The sequence below is a fragment of the Kordia sp. SMS9 genome, from assembly GCF_003352465.1.
Taxonomy (GTDB): Bacteria; Bacteroidota; Bacteroidia; order Flavobacteriales; family Flavobacteriaceae; genus Kordia.
Genome location: NZ_CP031153.1, coordinates 3,715,192 through 3,734,872, shown reverse-complemented (window position 1 = coordinate 3,734,872; position 19,681 = coordinate 3,715,192). Strand labels below are relative to the sequence as shown.

The following is a 19,681-nucleotide window of genomic DNA, read 5'->3' as shown; positions in this document are numbered from 1 at the left end:
GATTAAGTTTTTCCGAAAAATTACATGGATAAAGGGAAGTCAATTATGTTTTAGCATACTGCTAAAATGTACTGGAAAAATATGTTTTCGGAGTATGAATACAGTCAATATCAATGTGAGTTTATCCTAAGATTGTTTTTTGTTTTTCCACATGATATATTCTAAAACTAGCCTTAAATTGTGGAATATCAAAATAAAACAGTTGGTTTTTAAAAACTTACTTGAAGTATTACGGAATTACCGTAATTTTTGTAATACATCGTCAACAATTGAAGAAGTTTTTAGACGATTAGTTTTTGTCTTCCAACATCGGCACAAAGCGAAATTCTCCAAATTCTTTTTTGCTAAATGCTTTTTCTGAAGTTCTGACAAATAAAGTCATGATTTGCACTTTGTTGGTTTCCCCTACGGGAATGACCAACTTTCCTCCTATTTTTAATTGAGCTAGTAAGGGTTTTGGAACGAATGGCGCGCCTGCTGTAACCACAATTCCGTCAAAAGGAGCTTGTTCGGGCAAACCTTTGTAACCATCGCCAAAGATGAGTCTTTTAGGTCGATACCCTAATTTTGGCAAAAACAAACTCGTACGTTTGAACAGTTCTTTTTGACGTTCAATACTGTACACTTTGGCACCTAGTTCAAGCAACATGGCGGTTTGATAGCCGCTTCCTGTGCCAATTTCTAGAATTTTGTCACCTTTCTGAATGTCTAGTAATTGTGTTTGAAAAGCCACCGTATATGGCTGAGAAATGGTTTGATCAGCGCCAATAGGAAACGCTTTGTCTTGATATGCATGTGCTTCAAAACTTGAATCCATAAACAAATGACGCGGAATTTTTCGGATACCCTCTAATATTTTTTCATCAGTAATTCCCTTGTTAGCAACTACTTGTGCCAACTGATTCCGCATGCCTTTATGTTTGAACGTGTCTTTCATCTGTGTACAAAAATAATAGTATTTTTTATCTATCAAGCCATAAAAAACATTTAAAATACAAGTGATTGATTGCGAATATGTTTGCTTCTATATTGACAAGTCTTTAAAAACTATAGTAAAAAATAGCAGATAATTGCATAATTGTTTATGATAAGGTAATAGGTTTTAGAAAAATAAATTATTTTTGTGCAAAACACTTTTTTATGTTAAAAGCTGGAGTTTTAGGTGCAGGACACTTAGGAAAAATTCACCTTCGTTTATTACAACAATCTTCCCAATACGAACTTGTCGGTTTTTATGATGCCAATCCCGAATATGCAAAGTCCATCGCGAAAGAGTTTGGATATACGTATTTTGATACGATTGATGCATTGATTGATGCCGTAGATGTAGTGGATATTGTCACTCCAACACTTTCACATCACGAATGTGCGAAAAAAGTAATTACGAAAGGAAAGCATGTTTTTATTGAAAAACCAATCACAAATACAGTTGCAGAAGCTGAAGAATTGATCGCGTTGGCAAAAAAGCACAACGTAAAAGGACAAGTGGGACATGTAGAACGTTTCAACCCTGCATTTATGGCGGTGAAAGATAAAATTAATTCGCCGATGTTTATTGAAACGCACCGTTTGGCGGAATTCAATCCGCGCGGTACCGATGTTCCTGTGGTGTTAGATTTGATGATTCACGATATTGATGCCATTTTAAGCGTAGTTGATTCTAAAGTAAAACAAATTAATGCGAGTGGTGTTTCGGTCATTAGCAATTCACCTGACATTGCCAATGCGCGTATTGAGTTTGAAAATGGCTGTGTTGCCAATCTGACGTCCAGTCGTATTTCCATGAAAAACATGCGTAAAAGTCGTTTCTTTCAGCGTGACGCCTATATTTCAGTAGATTTCTTAGAGAAGAAAGTAGAAGTTGTAAAAATGAAAGATGCGCCGAAAGACGCAGACGAATACGCCATGATTCTTCAAAATGCAGAAGGCGTAAAGAAACAAATCTATTTTGAAAATCCAGATATTGCGCAAAACAATGCTATTTTGGACGAATTGGAAACCTTTGCAGATGCTATCAATAATGATACGACGCCCATCGTTTCGCTGGAACAAGGAACAGAAGCCTTACGTGTAGCAATTCAAATTATAGAAACTTTCAAAAAATAATTAAGTTCATGTTAAACATTAAACGGCTCTTCACGCTTTTTTGTGTGTGCGCGATAACGTTTTCGTTCGCACAAGAAAAAGTACAACTGAAACCTATTGATCAAGTGGATGTGTCACAACTGACTAAAGATATTCAGATCGTAAAAAAGGATAAAGATAATTTTAAAATGGTTTGGTGGATTCCTACTGAATATTGGAAAGTTGTCATGAATGGTAGTAATATTGTACGAGCAGAAGATGTGGATGTATTAACAGAATCGCTGGATGAATATATTTTGATAGGTTCGTTACACGCCGAATTGACTCAATTTGGTGATTTTAAACCGAAATACCAAATACTTCAATTACAAGACAGTCAAGGAAACATCTATAAAGAATTGAAAAAATCGGAAATTTCTAGTGAATATATGGAAATGCTTTCCTCGCTAAAGCCTTCTATGACGCAAACTCTTGGGAATTTTGGAAAGCAATTGGAATTCCACGTTTTCGAAAAAACAGGAAAAGATGGAAAACTACTTGCGCCGATCAATGATTACGGAGTATTGACCGTATTACTCAACGGAAACACCAGTTTTAAATTCAAATTGCCGTTAGCCAGCATGGTGGAAGAAAAAGTGTGCCCAACAGATGACGAATTGCTCAATGGAAATTGGAAATTTTGTCCTTGGCATGGAAAAAAATTAAAATTACAGACTAAATAAACTATATATTATGAAAAATGTAGCTGTTATCGGGGCAGGAACGATGGGCAATGGAATTGCGCATACCTTTGCTCAATTTGGCTTTAATGTTCAATTAATAGATATCTCTCAAGCTTCTTTAGATAAAGGAATGGCAACGATTACGAAAAACTTAGATCGTATGGTGTCAAAAGAACGAATTTCGGAAGAAGACAAGCAAAATACACTAAACAATATTACAACGTTCACAAGTATTAAAGAAGGCGTTGAATATGCAAGTTTGGTGGTAGAAGCAGCGACTGAAAATGTAGATTTAAAACTAAAAATATTTAGAGATTTAGACGAATTATGTCCAGATGACACCATTTTGGCAACCAATACGTCTTCCATTTCTATCACACAAATTGCAGCGGTGACCTCACGTCCTGAAATGGTGATCGGAATGCACTTTATGAATCCTGTGCCGATTATGAAATTGGTGGAAATTATCCGTGGCTACAATACGTCTGATGAAGTGACAAATACCATCATGGAGTTGTCTAAAAAGTTGAACAAAGTGCCTACGGAAGTGAACGATTATCCAGGATTTGTGGCAAACCGAATTTTGATGCCAATGATCAACGAATCTATTGAAACCTTATACAACGGCGTTGCAGGTGTTCAAGAAATTGATACCGTGATGAAATTAGGAATGGCGCATCCTATGGGACCTTTGCAATTGGCAGATTTCATTGGGTTGGATGTGTGTTTGTCTATCCTAAACGTGATGTATGAAGGATTTAAAAATCCAAAATACGCACCGTGTCCGTTGTTGGTCAATATGGTAATGGCAGGAAAATTAGGGGTAAAATCGGGTGAAGGATTTTACGATTATGCAGAAAGTAGAAAAGCGGAAAAAGTCGCAAAAATATTTAGCTAATGATTGGTACCAAAACGTATCAGGTAACACGAAAAAAATACAGAGATATCTTCTTTTTCATTTTTAGAAGAAGTTTGTTGCAACTCTTGCCCTTTCTAATTGTTTGGACACTTTTATTAGGTTGGCAACTCGGGCGTTTGATTGCTTTGTATAGTTTGATTGTGCTTGTAGTAGTAGGTTTTAGTTATTTGATTTTAACCTACGTGAAAAATTTAGAACCTTTTTTCTCGGAAACACAAGTACATTTTGATGCGGAAACCTTGCAAATTACGATCAACGAAAAAAGTACGCAATGGAAAATGGGCGAGCTTAAAAATGTAGTTACGAAAGAAGATTATTGGCTGATTTACGTCTCCAAAACAAAATATGTATACATAGCACGAGATATTTTTTTCTCGGAAGACGATTTTAAAAAATTCACAACCTATATCAACGCTTGAAGCAACTCATCTTCATAGTATGTTTGGGGTTGCTTGGTTGCCATCAAACGGAGCCAAAAAACGCAACGAACCAAAAAACATCAAAGGCGACTGTGTCACAAGATTCGCTGGCATTTTTTGATGATCTTTTTCAGAAAAATAAAAATTATGTTTCAAAAAGCTTTGATTTTCCTGTCGGGAAACCCAACGCTAAAGGCTATTACAATGCACAAAAATTCACTGAAAACAATCATTTAGGCGACGATTGGAACGGAACAGGTGGTGGAAATACTGACTTAGGCGATCCGATTTACGCGATTGGAAATGGATATGTAAAAGCTGCTGAAAATGTTGGCGGTGGTTGGGGAAATGTGATTCGCATTGTACACAAATATAAAGGCAACTATTATGAATCTTTATATGCACATTGTGACAGGATTTCTATAAAAAAAGGTAGCTTTGTTACAAAAGGTACGCAAATTGGTACGATTGGAAATGCAGATGGCGCATATTATGCACATTTACATTTAGAAATTCGCGACAATATTTTTATGGAACTTGGTGGCGGATATCGTACAGATACAACTGGATTTATCAATCCGACAACATTTATCAATTCTAACAGGAACTAAGGTGGCAAAAATTCATCCATTCAAAGCAGTACGTCCCACACGCGATAAAGTGAGTTTGGTGGCTTCTCGATCGTATCAGAGTTATACGCAAAGTGAGCGCGAAGCACGTTTGGATTACAATCCGTTTTCGTTTCTACACATCGTCAATCCTGGCTACAGATATCACAAAGAAATTTCTGGAAAAGAACGCTATGGTTTGGTGCGCAATCGCTATTTAGAATTTAAGGAAGATGGCACTTTTGTACAGGATGAATCTCCATGTTTTTATATTTACCGAGTTGTCAATCGTGAAAAACGTGTGTTTACAGGTATTGTCGCCGCAGCAAGTACAGAAGATTATAAAAACAACGTCATCAAAAAACATGAAGATACGATAGAATATAGAGAGCAAATTTTTAAAGATTACTTAAAAACAGTTGGTTTCAATGCCGAACCTGTGCTGCTTACCTATCCAGATTCTGATGTGATTAGTAACATTTTAAAAAAATACACCAACACACGCGCAGAATTTGAATTTACAACCACCTATCGAGATACACATTATTTATGGCTGGTAGAAGATCAAAATGATATTAAAGCCATTCAAGACGAGTTTACGCAGATGGAAGCTATTTATATTGCAGACGGACATCACCGTTCGGCTTCTTCGTATTTGCTTAGTGAAGATTGTGAGAATGATGCTTCGGTAAAGGAAAGTTACCAATCGTTTATGAGTTATTTGATTCCTGAATCTGAATTGTGTATTTCCGAATTTAATCGCTTGGTCAAAGATTTGAACGGTTTGTCTAAAGAACAGTTTCTGCTAAAGTTAGATCAGATGTATCGTATTGAAAATCGAGGTCACGAATGGTACAAGCCTTCAAAAAAGCATCATTTTAGCATGTATTTGGACGGTGAATTTTATTCGTTGTATTTGCGAAAAACACATTATAATTTCACCAATTCGTTAAGCGAATTAGACACACATATTCTCTATATTACCATTTTAAAACCTATTTTGGGCATTACCGATTTGCGAAACGACGATCGTATTGATTACGGGTATGACAAACACAATGTTATTGAAATGAAAAACCGCATCGACTCTGGCGAATTTGCTGTTGGTTTCGGACTCGTTCCTGTGAATGTTGATGAAATGAAACGCATTTCTGATGAAGGATTGGTCATGCCACCAAAAAGTACCTACATAGAACCGAAATTGCGCAGTGGCGTGACGATTTATGAGTTTTAAAGTTTGAAAAAATACTTGTTCATTTTACATTTAGCGTTTTACATTTCTTTTTTGATTGTTATGGGTTGGTCGCTTCGCTCCTGTTGTGAGTTGTTTTCAATTTAAAATTTAACGTTCGTAACTTAACATTTTAACTTCGTTATTTGTTGCTGGTTTTCTATTTAAATCACTAAACTCATAAACTATTAACCATTTTTTGTCGCGAATTCACGAATGATTTTATAAGTATTCTTGCGAAAATTTACTCGAATTGTTGTGCTTTCACTATTGTTACTTGTATAGTATTGAATGTCCTTTGAAATAATTCAACATTCAACATTTATAATATAGCATCTAAAAAATTGAAGTGGCAATTCACAATACAACCAAAGCAAGCTTTTTCCTAAAATTATCGTTATTTTTACAATTCTAATTACAAGACATGTCCATCACATCCAAAATTCAAGAATACCAACAGAAATTACCAACGCACGTTACACTTGTTGCGGTTTCTAAAACAAAACCTGTTTCTGATTTGCAAGAAGCATACAACGCAGGACAACGTGTGTTTGGCGAGAATAAGATTCAAGAAATGGCGGAAAAGTGGGAACAACTTCCCAAAGATATTTCTTGGCACATGATCGGTCATGTTCAGCGCAATAAGGTGAAGTACATGGCGGAGTTTGTCGATTTGATTCACGGAGTAGATAGTTTGAAGTTGTTGAAAGAAATTGACAAACAAGCTAAAAAACACAATCGCGTGATCAATTGTTTGCTTCAAATCAAAATTGCAGAAGAAGATTCTAAATTTGGAATGGCTGCCCAAGATGCAACTTCCCTACTCGCTTCTGAGGAGTTGCAACAGTTAGAAAATGTACAAATTGTCGGTTTGATGGGAATGGCAACCTTTACAGACGATCAAACGCAAGTGCAAAAAGAGTTTCAACACTTAAAAACTACTTTTGATGCCTTGCAACCTATACATTCAAACTTAACAATTATTTCCATGGGCATGAGTGGCGATTATGAATTGGCAATTGCAGAAGGAAGCACAATGGTTCGCATTGGAAGTAGTATTTTTGGTGCGCGAAATTATCAATAGTGCTGCATTTATCCGTTGTTTTTTTGAAAAATCATTAGATAATAGCCTGAAACTATTGTAAGAAAAGTAACAAATAGGTATTTACACGCATTTCATCCATAATTTTTAAAGATTAAGCGTCATTCGGTAGGTAACATCGTAAGGATATTTTTATATTTACATCGAAATCCTAAAAACAATGCATATCATTTGTACGCAATAGTAGACATAGAAACCACTGGCGGAAAATATAATGAAGAAGGAATTACAGAAATTGCAATTTATAAATTTGATGGTCATGAAATTGTAGATCAGTTTATCAGTTTGGTAAATCCAGAACGTGAAATTCAACCATTTGTCGTGAATTTGACAGGTATTAATTCCAAAATGCTGCGCGATGCACCAAAATTCTACGAGGTTGCCAAACGTGTGGTTGAAATTACGCAAGATTGTATTCTTGTCGCGCACAACGCAAGTTTTGATTACCGAATTCTTCAAACAGAATTTAAACGTTTAGGCTTTGAATACAATCGCAAATCCTTGTGTACCGTTGAACTTTCTCAAAAGCTTATTCCAGAAATGGAGTCGTACAAACTTGGAAAATTAGTTCGTGCATTGGGCATTCCGATGAGTGATCGACATAGAGCTTCTGGCGATGCATTGGCGACTGTAAAACTGTTTCAGTTGTTGTTGGATAAAGATTCTGAGAAAAGTATTATTCAGCAAGCAGTTAAAACAGAAATTAGGAAAAAAGTAGCCACACGCCTACTCGATATTATTGAAGATTTACCTTCTGCCACCGGCGTATATTATATGCACAATGCGAAAGGTGATATTATTTATATTGGAAAGAGTAAAAACATCAAAAAACGGGTCAATCAACACTTTACAGGAACGAATAACAAATCGAAAAAGATTCAAAAACAAGTTGCTGCAGTTACTTTTGAACGTACTGGAAGCGAACTCATTGCGCTTTTGAAGGAAAGTGAAGAAATTAAACGTAAAAAACCTATGTACAATCGCGCACAGCGAGTACATATTTTTCAATTTGCGATGACTTCTTATAGAGACGAAAACGGTTATGTCGGATTTCGTATTGAAAAAGCAGACGGACGCAAAAAATATATTACCACATTTACCAATATGTCGCAAGCCAAACATATTATGTTTAAATTGACAGAAGATTATAGATTGTGTCAAAAAATTAACGAATTGCATCCTAGTAAAACACACTGTTTTCAATATACGATTAAGGAATGTAATGGTGCGTGTATACAGGAAGAATCGCCTGAAAGTTACAACAAACGTGTACAGCAAGCGATTGATCAACACAGCTACGCAAGCAAAAATATGTTGATTATTGATCGGGGACGTCACCATGATGAACGCAGCGCTATTTTAATTGAAAATGGTGAATATAAAGGCTTTGGGTTTTACAGTCTTAATTATCAAATTACCAACAAAGACGTACTGAAAAGTATCATTACTCCGATGCAAAACAATCGCGATGTGCAACATATTATTCAGAGTCATCTCCGCAGAAAAAATAAATTAAAAATCATTACTTTATAATACATTAACAATTTCATGAAACCGATTTACATCCTAGTTACCATTTTATGTACCCTCACATTGCATGCGCAAAATCCAATGAGCGTTAAGTTTAATAAAGTCACACAAGACGAGTTGAACATGACTGTGTATGCAAAAGATACCACTGCACACGCCGTTATTTTAGAAGAATATGGCGAGAATTATTTTGATGTGATTAACGAACGTATTTTCTTGGTAAAGCATTTTTACGCAAAAATTAAAATTTTAGACAAACAAGGAATTACAGAAGCCAACATTAACATTCCTTTTTATAGAGGGAAAAAATCGTTTGAAGTCATCAAAAATGTAAAAGCCATTACCCACAATCCTGGGGAAAAAAATGAGCTTGCAACGAATCAAGTGTTTAAGGTAGACATCAATAGATTTTATGGAGAAGAACGCTTCACGTTTCCGAATGTAAAAGTGGGAAGCGTTTTGGAATACCAATATACGCTAGAATCGCCGTTTATTTTCAATTTTGAAGGATGGGATTTTCAATCAGATATTCCAAAAGTGTATAGTGAATTCAACGCAAAAATCCCTGCCAATTATCGCTATAATCGCACCTTGAAAGGATTTCAAAATTTAGACGTTAATAAAGCTACTGTCAAAAAAAAATGTTTTAAAATTCCAGGCATGATTGGTCGTGCAGATTGCGAATTGTTAAAGTACGCCATGAGAGATATTCCTGCATTTAAGGAAGAATCGTATATGCTTTCTAAAAATAATTATTTGTCTAAAATTGCTTTTGAACTTTCAGAATTTATTCGTTTTGATGGCGGAAAAGATGTGTATACCAAAACTTGGAAAGCGATTGATAAGGAAATGCGAAAAGACAAAGATATTGGCGCACAAGTACGAAAAAAATCGTTCTTTAAAAATCAACTTCCAGATGAAGTGTTGAATGAAAAATCTTCATTAAAAAAAGCAAAAGGCGTGTATGAATTTATCAAAAATCATTATGCGTGGAATGGAGAATATGGATTGTTTGATGATGCGAATGTGCGTCAAGCGTTTCAAGAGAAAGTTGGAAACGTTTCTGAGATCAATCTGTCACTAGTCAATAGTTTGTTAGCGGCAGATATTAAAACGGAAACGGTGATGTTGTCTACACGTGCCAAAGGGTTGCCAACACAAAAGCATCCTGTGATGTCTGATTTTAATTATTTGATTGCGAAAATTACCATTGGTAAAGAAACGTTTTTGTTAGATGCTACTGAAAAAGAATTATCATTTGGTTTGTTGCCAACGCGCGCGCTCAATTACAATGGTCGCGCTATGGATTTTAAGAATCCGAGTTATTGGTATCCGATCAGTCCATTTCCTGAAAATCGTCAAAATACGATGGTAACGCTTACAGTGCAAGAAGATGGAACTGCCAAAGGGAAGCTTTCGCAGACGAACACAGGATACTTAGCCTATCAAAAACGTGCAGAATTTTCGGAACAAGGCACGGAAGCATATTTGAACGATTTAGAAGATAATTTTACTTATTTAGAAATTTCAGATTATGAAGTTGACGAATTGTTAAATGTAGAAAAACCCATCAAAGAAGTTTTTACTTTAGAATTTGACGAAGATGGTTTTTCGGCTAACGAAACTTTTTTAGATCCTTTCTTTATGAAAGTATTTTCTAAAAATCCGTTTACACTTGAACAACGAGAATATCCTGTAGATTTTGCGTTTTCACGAATTTATACGACGCGTTTTTTGGCGTCCATTCCTTCCAATTATGAATATGTAAATGTTCCAGAAAACCAAACTTTTACCTTAGCAGGTGGAAAAGCTGTTTGCGGAATGAAAACCATTCAACAAGGTGGACAATTAAACCTTTCATTCAAACTTATTTTGAATAATTATTATTTTGAACCCTCAGAATATCAGGAGCTTAAAGAATTTTTTAGTAAATTATCCATTCTTCAAAAAAACACAAGAATAGCCATTAAAAAGAAATTGTAGTATTTTAGCAATATGGCGAAAAGTTGGAAATCTAAATTACATGAAATCATTTACGAAGCAGATACACCTGCAGGTAAACTTTTTGATATTGTTTTACTCATCTTAATTTTGGCGAGTATTGCATTGGTGATGCTTGAAAGTGTAGATGAATTTCGATTGAAGCATGGCAAATTTTTAGATATCGCTGAATGGGTCATTACCATTCTTTTTTCCATTGAATATATTGCCAGAATCATTTCTATCAGAAAACCAAGTAGGTATATATTTAGTTTTTATGGTGTTATCGACTTTTTATCTACCATTCCAAAATACCTCTCTTTATTTATAGTAGGATCACAATCACTCATTGCCTTACGTGCATTGCGTTTGATGCGTGTTTTTAGAATTTTAAAGCTTACGCGTTATATTGGTGAATCTAATAATATCATGCGTGCTTTGAGAGCGAGTCGTATCAAAATTGGCGTATTCATTATGTTTATCTTGATTTTGTGTACCATTTTAGGTTCTATCATGTATTTGATAGAAAGCAATGAAGAAAGTGGTTTTACGAGTATTCCTCGAAGTATTTATTGGGCAATTGTCACGCTTACAACTGTAGGTTATGGAGATATTGCACCACTGACTCCACTTGGGCAATCTATCGCCTCCATCATTATGATTTTAGGTTATGGAATTATCGCCGTTCCTACGGGAATTGTCACTGCGGAGCTCGCCAGCATGGAAAAAGACGACATTCAACTCAATACATTGTCTTGTTCAAATTGTGCTACGGAAGGACACCGCAATGGAGCAGAATATTGTTTTGATTGTGGAGAACCATTACATCCCGAAGAAACTGATTAATCTTTTTTATGACAAAAACCCTTATTTCTGTTGTCGGTGCGACTGCTATTGGAAAAACTGCGCTAAGTATCAAATTGGCGCAACATTTTCAAACAGAAATTATTTCGTGCGATTCGCGACAGTTTTTTAAAGAAATGCAGCTAGGAACTGCCGTTCCTTCGGATGAAGAACTGCATGCTGCACCACATCATTTTATTCAGCATGTGAGCATTTTTGATAGTTATAATGTCGGACAGTTTGAAAGAGATGCCATTGCCAAACTTGATGCATTGTTTGAAAAACACAATATTGTCATTATGGTTGGCGGAAGCGGATTGTATGTCGATGCAGTTGTAAAAGGTTTGGACGAGTTCCCAAAAGTAGATTCAAACATAAGAACACAGTTGAACGCACAACTTGCCAAAGAAGGTATTGCTTCGCTTCAACAACAATTGAAAGTGTTAGATCCTGTGTATTATGAGCGTGTGGCATTGGAAAATCCACATCGTTTGATACGCGCGTTGGAAATTTGCATTGGAAGTGGCAAACCGTATTCTAGCTTTTTGAAAGACACATCAGCATCACGAAGTTTTAAAACGATTAAAGTTGGCCTTACTGCCGATCGGGAAATTGTGTATGATCGCATCAACCGCAGAGTAGATATGATGATGCAAGAGGGTTTGTTGGAAGAAGCCAAAGTGTTGCATCCACACAAAACCTTGAATGCCTTGCAAACGGTTGGCTATCGTGAACTTTTTGAATATTTAGATGGAAATTGGACCTTAGAATTCGCCGTGAGCGAGATTAAAAAGAATACACGCCGTTTTGCCAAACGACAAGGAACATGGTTTCGAAGAGATGAACATACGTTGTGGTTTGATTATGAAGAAGATATAAATACGATTATTGAGAAAGTTGATACACTTCTATTGAACCGCTAACGTTTCAAATTGTACATGAGATTACAAATCTCGCTAGAGTTGTGTAGTAATACCAATTCTAAATGGCGAAGCCGATACTAACATACTAAACCCAAAAAAATGAACCCAGCTATAAACAAACTCGTTCAAAATTTACAATTGTTACCACATCCCGAAGGTGGATTTTATAAAGAAGTCTACAGAAGTAAAACTATGATTCCAAAAGAAGCGTTACCAGCTAATTTTTCAGGTGATCGCAGTTATTGTACGAGTATTTATTTTTTATTGACTTCTGAGAATTTTTCTGCGTTTCACCGAATTAAACAAGATGAAATTTGGCACTTTTACGGCGGAAGTTCTTTAAGTGTTCATGTGATGGATGCTTCTGGAACGTATACAGAATATAAAGTCGGAATGGATTTTGACAACGGAGAGCAACCGCAATTGGTAGTTCCTGCGGGTTGTTGGTTCGCGTCAAGTGTGGCAAAAAAAGATTCGTATGCATTTGTCGGTTGTACCGTAGCACCAGGATTTGATTTTGATGATTTCGAATTGGCAGATCGTGCAGCATTGCAAGAAGAATATCCGCAACATTCGGACATTATCCACAAATTAACACGCTAGTTTTTTAGAATTGTTTGAGTTGTATTTGTTCCTGAAAATTTCACATAATACACGCCACTTGCATATCCTTGCAAACTTATACTATTGTCTATGTGAGAGAGCTTTTTGGTAAATAATTGCATTCCTAAACTATTGTAAACTTCAATAGCTATTGGCGAATTGATATTGTCATTTTTTACATAAAAAACATCTTTCGTAGGATTTGGATATAGTGCAAAACCTCCATCTAACTGAGCTTCTTCCACGCTAAGTACAACATTATTTTGTGTAGGTCCGTTATAAAAGATGAATGAATTATCTAAAAACCCAGGATAAAAGAATTTTCCTAAGATCATTAATTCTCCACTTGAATCCAAACTCATTTCTAAAGGATACATTTTTCTATGATCTACTGTAGTTGTATTCCAGATTCCATCTGAATGAAAGGAAGTATCTAAAGTTCCGCTACTGGTAAGTTTTCGAAGTTCAAAATCATACCTTTTAACTGCGATGTATATTTCTTGTGCATCGGTAATGGCAAAAGCCACTCGTGGAGAGAGAAAATTGTCTATATAATATTCTCCATTGCCACTAAATGTATTGTCAAAAGCTCCATTAGTGTCTATTTTAAAAACCCAACGACTAACATTACTTCCACTTCCAGGATTGCAGCCAACACAGTCTTTCGTAGCTAATATAAATATAGTGCCATCAGTATTTATATGAAATTCGCTTGCATAATATTCATAATTAATATTTCCTGGACTGTATTCGTAGATTCCATCACCAGCACCAAAGGTTGTATCTAGTTCACCATTATTTGTGAATCTGACAAGTAATATACTGTATCCTGTGGCGGCAAGCGTCATTATTTTGCCATCGGGAAGTATATCCATGTCTTTTATATAATTGTTATCGGAATTATTTCCGATATCAGTAGCACTTATTCCATCAAGATTAAAAGTAGTATCATAAGTTCCATTATCGTTCAATTTTAGCATAGCTAGTTGGCTAGTAGTACTTGTAGCAATAGTTCCACCAATAAAAATTTTACCTCCATTAGCAATCACAATTTTATGAGCATTATTTTTATATCCGTTATCAATTGTAAATACGCCATCCGTATTGAAGCTCGTGTCCAACGTTCCATTTTGATTCAATCGCATCACAAACAAATTTTGATGTGTGTAAGATACTGAAGCGTAACCTGTTATTAATATTTTCCCGTTCGTAGCTACTGTAATATCATTGCCTCTTTGATATAACATTGAACCAAAATCATACGAAAAAACACCATCTGTACCAAATGAACTGTCGATAGCTCCATTTGGCAAGTATTTTATAACGACAATTTCCTCGTAGTCAGTGTCAAGACTTTCAGTTTTACCGGTAGCATATATATTCCCAGCATTATCTGTAGTCATTGCATAACTCCATAAATCAAATCCTGAAATCGTTGTTTTTACAAAATTATAGGAATCTAAATTTTGAGAATATAAAGAACATACCCCAATTAAAAAGGTAAGTAGTAAGTAGTATTTTTTCATAGCAATCAGTTTAGTTAAAGGTACTAAAAAAACTGAATTATTTTTTAAAAAAGTAATTTGCTTGGCAAGTGTTAAAAAGTATACTCCATAGACTTACTAGGGAATACATGAAAAAGTCGACATTCGGGAAGTCGACTATTTTTTCAATGTTTGAGGGGAAACTGGAGCAGTACTACTCTATTACTCTGCTTTGTTTTTGATCACTAATCTGAATCCTTCTCCGTGAATGTTTAAGATTTCTACGTCTTCATCTCTTTTCAAGTATTTACGTAGTTTGGCTATATATACATCCATAGATCTTGAAGTGAAATAGTTATCATCTCTCCAAATTTTAGTCAATGCTAATTCTCTAGGCATCAAATCATTTTCGTGCAATGCTAACAAACGTAATAATTCGTTTTCTTTTGGGGATAATTTAATTGGCTCTTCCTCATCAAACGTTAAAAAACGAAGTTTTGAGTTTAAGCTGAATCGTCCAATTTCGAATTCGAATTGTTTGCTATCTGCTACAGAATCTGATGTTTTACGTTGCATTATTGCTTTGATTTTCATCAATAATACTTCCGAATCGAAAGGTTTGTTTAAGTAGTCGTCTGCGCCTACTTTGTATCCTTTCATCACATCTTCTTTTAATGCTTTGGCAGTTAAGAAAATGATAGGAACTTCGGTATTTTTTTCACGAATTTCTTTCGCAAGTGTAAAACCATCTTTGTACGGCATCATCACGTCTAAGATGCAAAGGTCGAAATTGTCTTTTTTGAATTTTTCAAATCCTTCCATTCCGTTTTTTGCATGAACAACGTCATAATCGTTCATTGAAAGATAGTCTTTTAATACAGTTCCAAAATTCGGATCATCTTCTACTAATAAAATCTTTTTGTTTTGAATCTCCATGTTAGTTACGATATTAATGGTAATTTGATAATGAATGTACTTCCTTTGCCTTTTTCACTTTCAACGCTGATTTGACCACCGTGGTCATCAATAATACGTTTTACATAAGCCAAGCCAAGTCCGTGCCCTTTTACATTATGTATGTCACCTGTATGTTCTCTATAAAATTTTTCAAATATTCTCTTTTGTACAGATTTGGACATTCCTTGTCCTTGATCTTTTACTTTAATCTGTATGGTACTATTATTTTTCACTACTTCTGTGAAAATATCAATTTTTGGTTCACCTTCCGTGTATTTAATAGCATTGTCCAATACATTTACCAATACATTGGTAAAGTGTGTGTCGTTTGCCATAACCATTGAATCTCCTGCTTCTAAATGCGTTTTTATATATCCTTTACGATCTTCTACAATCAATTCAATATGCGACATCGCATCTTCAATTAAGTCGTGTACATCTACTTCATCCTTACTGATATCCAATTGATTTTTTTCTAACTTGGATATTTGCAATACATTTTCAACCTGTGCGTGCATGCGTTTATTTTCCTCGCGAATCATTCTTAAATACCGCTTTACTTTTTCTTTATCATCAATTACTTTAGGGTTTCGCACTGCATCTAAAGCTAGATTAATGGTTGCAATCGGCGTTTTAAACTCATGCGTCATATTGTTGATGAAATCCGTTTTGATTTCAGAAATTTGTTTCTGTTTTATCAACTGATACAAAGCACTTGAATACGCTATTATAATGATTAACGTAAAAACAATAGACATAATTGCCATGCCCATGATAGATGATAATACATATTTGTTACGCTTCGGAAAGTTTACATATAATGTATAACCGCTTTCTTCGTCTTCATCTTCAAAAAGTGGTACATCGTACAATCCGTCATCAGTGATTTTGAATCCGTCAGATTTTATCTTTGTGGCAAGTCCGTCATCGTACACACCATATTCATAATCTAAATCCAAATCCATTTCATTCAAATATCCTTGTATCAAAAACGAAAGCAAGTCTGTTGTTACACGTTCGTCAATCGGCGCTTGTTTTGCCAATTCCCTAATGGCATCTATATACTGTGCCATCATTTTTGAGATACTGTTTACTTTCCTAAATTTCTGCACAGGTGACAGTTTCAAACCTGTACCATCTAGCATATCTTCTCGAAAAGTCACACGTGATTCAATGACTTTGTAATTTTTTATGGAGGTGCTGTCATCTTCGGAAGCACTGTCAATGAACGTTGGAAATATATTGTAATCTTCTTCTATTATACCGCGTGTGTAAATACTAGTTTCATTGTTTTTTTCATCTCTACTAGTAATTTGAAAGACGTTTAATACTTGTGAATCTTTTAAATCACCAACACTATCTATTAATTTTTGAAACTTTAAATAGTATCTACGATCTTCGTATTCGGTGACTCTTTCCGACACACTATTTAAGATTTGATTTGCATTTAGAGAGAAAGATTCCTGCTTTTCTTCAACAGCAGAAGCGATCCAATATCCTTGAACAAATATAATCCCGAAGAGCGATAGACTCATCAAAATGACTAGAACAATAAATAATCGTTTACTCATTTGATCAAAATTAACGTATAATATCGGTTATATTAACTTTTTAACCAAACCTTAACAAATATGTTAATTTCATCAGATTTTCGAGCGTAACAGCGATATTTCTTGATGAATTTTAGCGACTTGTTCTTTTGCTTTTTCCAAGTCTTCGTTGTGAATTACATAATCAGAAAGTGCTATTTTTTTGGCATCAGTCCACTGATTGTCCATGCGACTTTGAATGGCTTCCCGTGTGGTTTGGTCTCTCTTTAGCAAACGTTGAAAACGTGTTTCTAAGGGCGCGACTACTGTGATGATTTTATCGCATTGTTGGTAAGAACCATTTTCAAAAAGAATCGCTGCTTCTTTTATAATATAGGTTTCTTTGCTTCGAGCCGCATACCAATCTTTAAAATGCTGACCAACACGCGGATGCACAATGGCGTTGATTTGTTGAAGTTTTTCTGGCTGATTGAATACAATGTTTGACAAATAACTTCGGTTGAGTTCTCCATCAACATAGGTTTTTGCACCAAAAGCAGCCATCAGTTCTTCTTTGATTTCCTTAGAAGCATTCATCAGCTTTTTCGCTTCAACATCCGCAATATAGATAGAAACGCCCAATTCATGAAACATGTTTGCAATGGTGGTTTTTCCGCTGCCAATGCCGCCTGTAAGTCCTACAATCATTTTTTGATTAAAAAGTTTATTTTTTTGTTTTCAATGCGATAACTCTTCAACGATGTTGGAAACTTAGCCAATTTCGGAATGAAAAAGGAAGCATTCGTGTTTTTTACATCGTTGTAATCGCAATACATGGTAAAGTCGTTTTGTGTAATTTCATTAAAGTCAGAAACATTTGTGGTAAACGTAACGCTTACTTCTTTAGGAAATAGCTTGATGGAATATCCTTGCGGAAGATTTTGTACTTGTAATGGAATGCTCAGTTTTCCTTCCGTGTATTTATCTACTTTCGCAATTGCTTTTACCGTTGGTTGTGCATATGTTAAACGCTTTAAAGAATCATTTTTAAGCAATTGTAATGTTAGATCAATATCGGTATTGATCGCTTCCAATTGTTTGATTTCAGTGTACACAACTTTTACTTCATCTACAACATCTTCAGGACCAGAAATGTCTATAAATTCTGGTGCTACACGTAAGGAATCATACAGATTATAGCCTTTTTCAAATTCCAATTCTAATTGATGAATTACGGGAACACGTTTGGTTTTGTTCTTTCCTAAGGTAAAAAATAAGGTGTCTGGTGATACTTTTAAAATTTCAATTTCTTGATACAAATGTTTATTTACAGCAGCATCTGCCAATACATAAAAAGTGTTTTCTTTGTTTGCTTTGGAAACTTTATTCAGATCAACTTCTACTTCTTTTGTAAAGAATTTTTGTCGCAACATGCGAAAACCTGTCGTTTTCACTTGCACTTGCAGCATACTTTCATCACCTCCTAATAGAATTTTATCGTCGGCCAAATTTGCATATACTACTTTCATGACCACCGTATCTGTGTACGTATTGGCAAGCTTTACGAGTGTCCACACCACAAAAGAAATCAAGAAAAAGAGAAGAAACACGTTTATCTTTTTCTTTTTAAATATTTCTGCAAATAAACTTTTAATTCCTTTAAGCATGTTTATTTTTTAAAGAAGAGCTTCGGAAAGCATTCTTCAGGTTTTTGTTTAAATAGTTTTAGTGCGATGGTCGATTTTAGAAATCCAACACCATAGCCATAAAATTGAATACACACCGCAATGATGGATAATATCGCAATTTTGACACTTTTCGTTGTTCGGAAAGCATCTAGCAATAGGATACTAAAATATACAGCATATCCTATTAAAAACCAATGAAAAACAAAAAATATGCTCAATACTATAGAAACTAGTAAACCAACACAAAATAACGTAGGAAACCAATACGTAAGTTTTGCCGTTTCCGGATGCCACGAGTTTAGTATTGGACGCACCATTCCAAACTTATTGACTTGAATATAAAATTTTTTCCAAGAAATTCTACGTTTGTGATACACATACGCTTCTGGAATGAGTAGTGTTTCGTAACCCGCGTTCCAAATGCGAATGGTGAGATCAGGATCTTCTCCTGGGTGAATTTGTCCAAAACCTTGTGTGGCTTCAAAGGCTGCTTTAGAAATGCCCATATTGAAACTTCTTGGTTGAAATTTATTGACTGCCTTTTTTCTGCCACGAATTCCACCTGTAGTTAAAAGTGAAGTCATTGCATAGCTGATTGCTTTTTGTATGTCTGTGAAGGAACTATGTGCTGCATCTGGTCCACCAAAACAATCAACATACTTGTTTTCTAATGCTTTTGAAACTTCTGATAAATATTGCGGTGGTAAAATACAGTCTGAATCAAAGATAAGATAATAGTTTCCTTTGGCGCGTTTCATTCCATAATTGCGTGAATCGCCAGGTCCTGAATTTGGTTTGAAGTAATAGCTAATGTTTAGCGAATCTGTATACGGAGCTACCACATCTTTTGCGGGTAGCGTAGAACCATCTTCTACAATAACCACTTCAACATCTTCTTGAAAGGTTTGTTTAGAAATACTTTCTAATAGTTCTGCTACTTCATCTGGTCTGTTGTATACAGGAACCACAATGGAAAATGTTATTTGCATGCCGCAAATATAGCGAAACAAAAAAAGCTGTTCAATGAAGAACAGCTTTTAATGATAAATATATGTTTA

The 19,681-nt window shown here is 35.2% G+C and carries 19 protein-coding genes; 12 read left to right on the top strand and 7 right to left on the bottom strand.

Going from position 1 to position 19,681, the window contains the following annotated elements; all coding sequences use genetic code 11:
• Positions 1 to 289: 289 nt before the first annotated feature.
• Complete coding sequence (locus KORDIASMS9_RS15775) at positions 290 to 937, bottom strand: protein-L-isoaspartate(D-aspartate) O-methyltransferase (RefSeq protein WP_114903763.1); 648 nt, start codon at positions 935 to 937, stop codon at positions 290 to 292.
• Positions 938 to 1,140: 203 nt separating this feature from the next.
• On the opposite strand from KORDIASMS9_RS15775, the gene KORDIASMS9_RS15770 reads away from it, so the two are divergent.
• The 12 genes from KORDIASMS9_RS15770 to KORDIASMS9_RS15715 all read left to right on the top strand — a co-directional run bounded on the left by KORDIASMS9_RS15770 (position 1,141) and on the right by KORDIASMS9_RS15715 (position 12,965).
• Positions 1,141 to 2,106 carry a Gfo/Idh/MocA family protein gene (locus KORDIASMS9_RS15770; protein WP_114903762.1) on the top strand — a complete coding sequence of 322 codons (966 nt, stop codon included), beginning with the start codon at positions 1,141 to 1,143 and terminating at the stop codon, positions 2,104 to 2,106.
• Between the two features lie 8 nt (positions 2,107 to 2,114).
• Positions 2,115 to 2,807, top strand: coding sequence for a hypothetical protein (locus tag KORDIASMS9_RS15765; protein ID WP_114903761.1), 693 nt, complete (start codon positions 2,115 to 2,117; stop codon positions 2,805 to 2,807).
• A gap of 10 nt (positions 2,808 to 2,817) precedes the next feature.
• On the top strand, positions 2,818 to 3,705 hold the full coding sequence (locus KORDIASMS9_RS15760) for a 3-hydroxybutyryl-CoA dehydrogenase (RefSeq protein ID WP_114903760.1): 888 nt from the start codon (positions 2,818 to 2,820) through the stop codon (positions 3,703 to 3,705).
• Positions 3,705 to 4,145, top strand: a complete 441-nt coding sequence (locus tag KORDIASMS9_RS15755) for a YcxB family protein (protein WP_114903759.1) — start codon at positions 3,705 to 3,707, stop codon at positions 4,143 to 4,145. Before KORDIASMS9_RS15760 ends, KORDIASMS9_RS15755 begins: the two co-directional genes overlap by 1 nt.
• A complete protein-coding gene (locus KORDIASMS9_RS15750) occupies positions 4,142 to 4,756 on the top strand; it encodes a M23 family metallopeptidase (RefSeq protein WP_114903758.1) in 615 nt (204 codons plus the stop codon). Before KORDIASMS9_RS15755 ends, KORDIASMS9_RS15750 begins: the two co-directional genes overlap by 4 nt.
• Before the next feature lies 1 nt (position 4,757).
• Positions 4,758 to 5,987 carry a DUF1015 domain-containing protein gene (locus KORDIASMS9_RS15745; protein WP_114903757.1) on the top strand — a complete coding sequence of 410 codons (1,230 nt, stop codon included), beginning with the start codon at positions 4,758 to 4,760 and terminating at the stop codon, positions 5,985 to 5,987.
• A gap of 421 nt (positions 5,988 to 6,408) precedes the next feature.
• The gene (locus tag KORDIASMS9_RS15740; protein WP_114903756.1) at positions 6,409 to 7,068 is read left to right on the top strand and encodes a YggS family pyridoxal phosphate-dependent enzyme; all 660 of its coding nucleotides are present in this window, start codon (positions 6,409 to 6,411) and stop codon (positions 7,066 to 7,068) included.
• A 189-nt stretch (positions 7,069 to 7,257) separates the two neighbouring features.
• Positions 7,258 to 8,619: an exonuclease domain-containing protein gene (locus KORDIASMS9_RS15735; RefSeq protein WP_114903755.1), complete on the top strand. Its 1,362-nt coding sequence runs from the start codon at positions 7,258 to 7,260 to the stop codon at positions 8,617 to 8,619.
• Between the two features lie 15 nt (positions 8,620 to 8,634).
• Positions 8,635 to 10,599: a DUF3857 domain-containing protein gene (locus KORDIASMS9_RS15730; RefSeq protein WP_114903754.1), complete on the top strand. Its 1,965-nt coding sequence runs from the start codon at positions 8,635 to 8,637 to the stop codon at positions 10,597 to 10,599.
• Between the two features lie 12 nt (positions 10,600 to 10,611).
• Entirely contained in the window at positions 10,612 to 11,442 is an 831-nt protein-coding gene (locus KORDIASMS9_RS15725) for an ion transporter (protein ID WP_114903753.1), read from the top strand.
• An 8-nt stretch (positions 11,443 to 11,450) separates the two neighbouring features.
• Complete coding sequence (gene miaA, locus KORDIASMS9_RS15720; RefSeq protein WP_114903752.1) at positions 11,451 to 12,362, top strand: tRNA (adenosine(37)-N6)-dimethylallyltransferase MiaA; 912 nt, start codon at positions 11,451 to 11,453, stop codon at positions 12,360 to 12,362.
• A gap of 99 nt (positions 12,363 to 12,461) precedes the next feature.
• Positions 12,462 to 12,965 (top strand): cupin domain-containing protein, encoded by a 504-nt coding sequence (locus KORDIASMS9_RS15715; RefSeq protein ID WP_114903751.1) that lies wholly within the window; start codon positions 12,462 to 12,464, stop codon positions 12,963 to 12,965.
• Here the strand turns inward: KORDIASMS9_RS15715 and KORDIASMS9_RS15710 are convergent.
• The 6 genes from KORDIASMS9_RS15710 to KORDIASMS9_RS15685 all read right to left on the bottom strand — a co-directional run bounded on the left by KORDIASMS9_RS15710 (position 12,962) and on the right by KORDIASMS9_RS15685 (position 19,612).
• Positions 12,962 to 14,491 carry a T9SS type A sorting domain-containing protein gene (locus tag KORDIASMS9_RS15710; protein ID WP_114903750.1) on the bottom strand — a complete coding sequence of 510 codons (1,530 nt, stop codon included), beginning with the start codon at positions 14,489 to 14,491 and terminating at the stop codon, positions 12,962 to 12,964. The two genes, KORDIASMS9_RS15715 and KORDIASMS9_RS15710, sit on opposite strands and share 4 nt — an antisense overlap.
• Positions 14,492 to 14,671: 180 nt before the next feature.
• On the bottom strand, positions 14,672 to 15,385 hold the full coding sequence (locus KORDIASMS9_RS15705; protein WP_108115881.1) for a response regulator transcription factor: 714 nt from the start codon (positions 15,383 to 15,385) through the stop codon (positions 14,672 to 14,674).
• A 5-nt stretch (positions 15,386 to 15,390) separates the two neighbouring features.
• Complete coding sequence (locus tag KORDIASMS9_RS15700) at positions 15,391 to 16,977, bottom strand: sensor histidine kinase KdpD (protein WP_114903749.1); 1,587 nt, start codon at positions 16,975 to 16,977, stop codon at positions 15,391 to 15,393.
• A 72-nt stretch (positions 16,978 to 17,049) separates the two neighbouring features.
• A complete protein-coding gene (coaE, locus tag KORDIASMS9_RS15695) occupies positions 17,050 to 17,643 on the bottom strand; it encodes a dephospho-CoA kinase (protein WP_114903748.1) in 594 nt (197 codons plus the stop codon).
• Positions 17,640 to 18,602: a hypothetical protein gene (locus KORDIASMS9_RS15690; protein ID WP_114903747.1), complete on the bottom strand. Its 963-nt coding sequence runs from the start codon at positions 18,600 to 18,602 to the stop codon at positions 17,640 to 17,642. Before KORDIASMS9_RS15690 ends, coaE begins: the two co-directional genes overlap by 4 nt.
• A 2-nt stretch (positions 18,603 to 18,604) precedes the next feature.
• On the bottom strand, positions 18,605 to 19,612 hold the full coding sequence (locus KORDIASMS9_RS15685; RefSeq protein ID WP_205318003.1) for a glycosyltransferase family 2 protein: 1,008 nt from the start codon (positions 19,610 to 19,612) through the stop codon (positions 18,605 to 18,607).
• Positions 19,613 to 19,681: the final 69 nt, after the last annotated feature.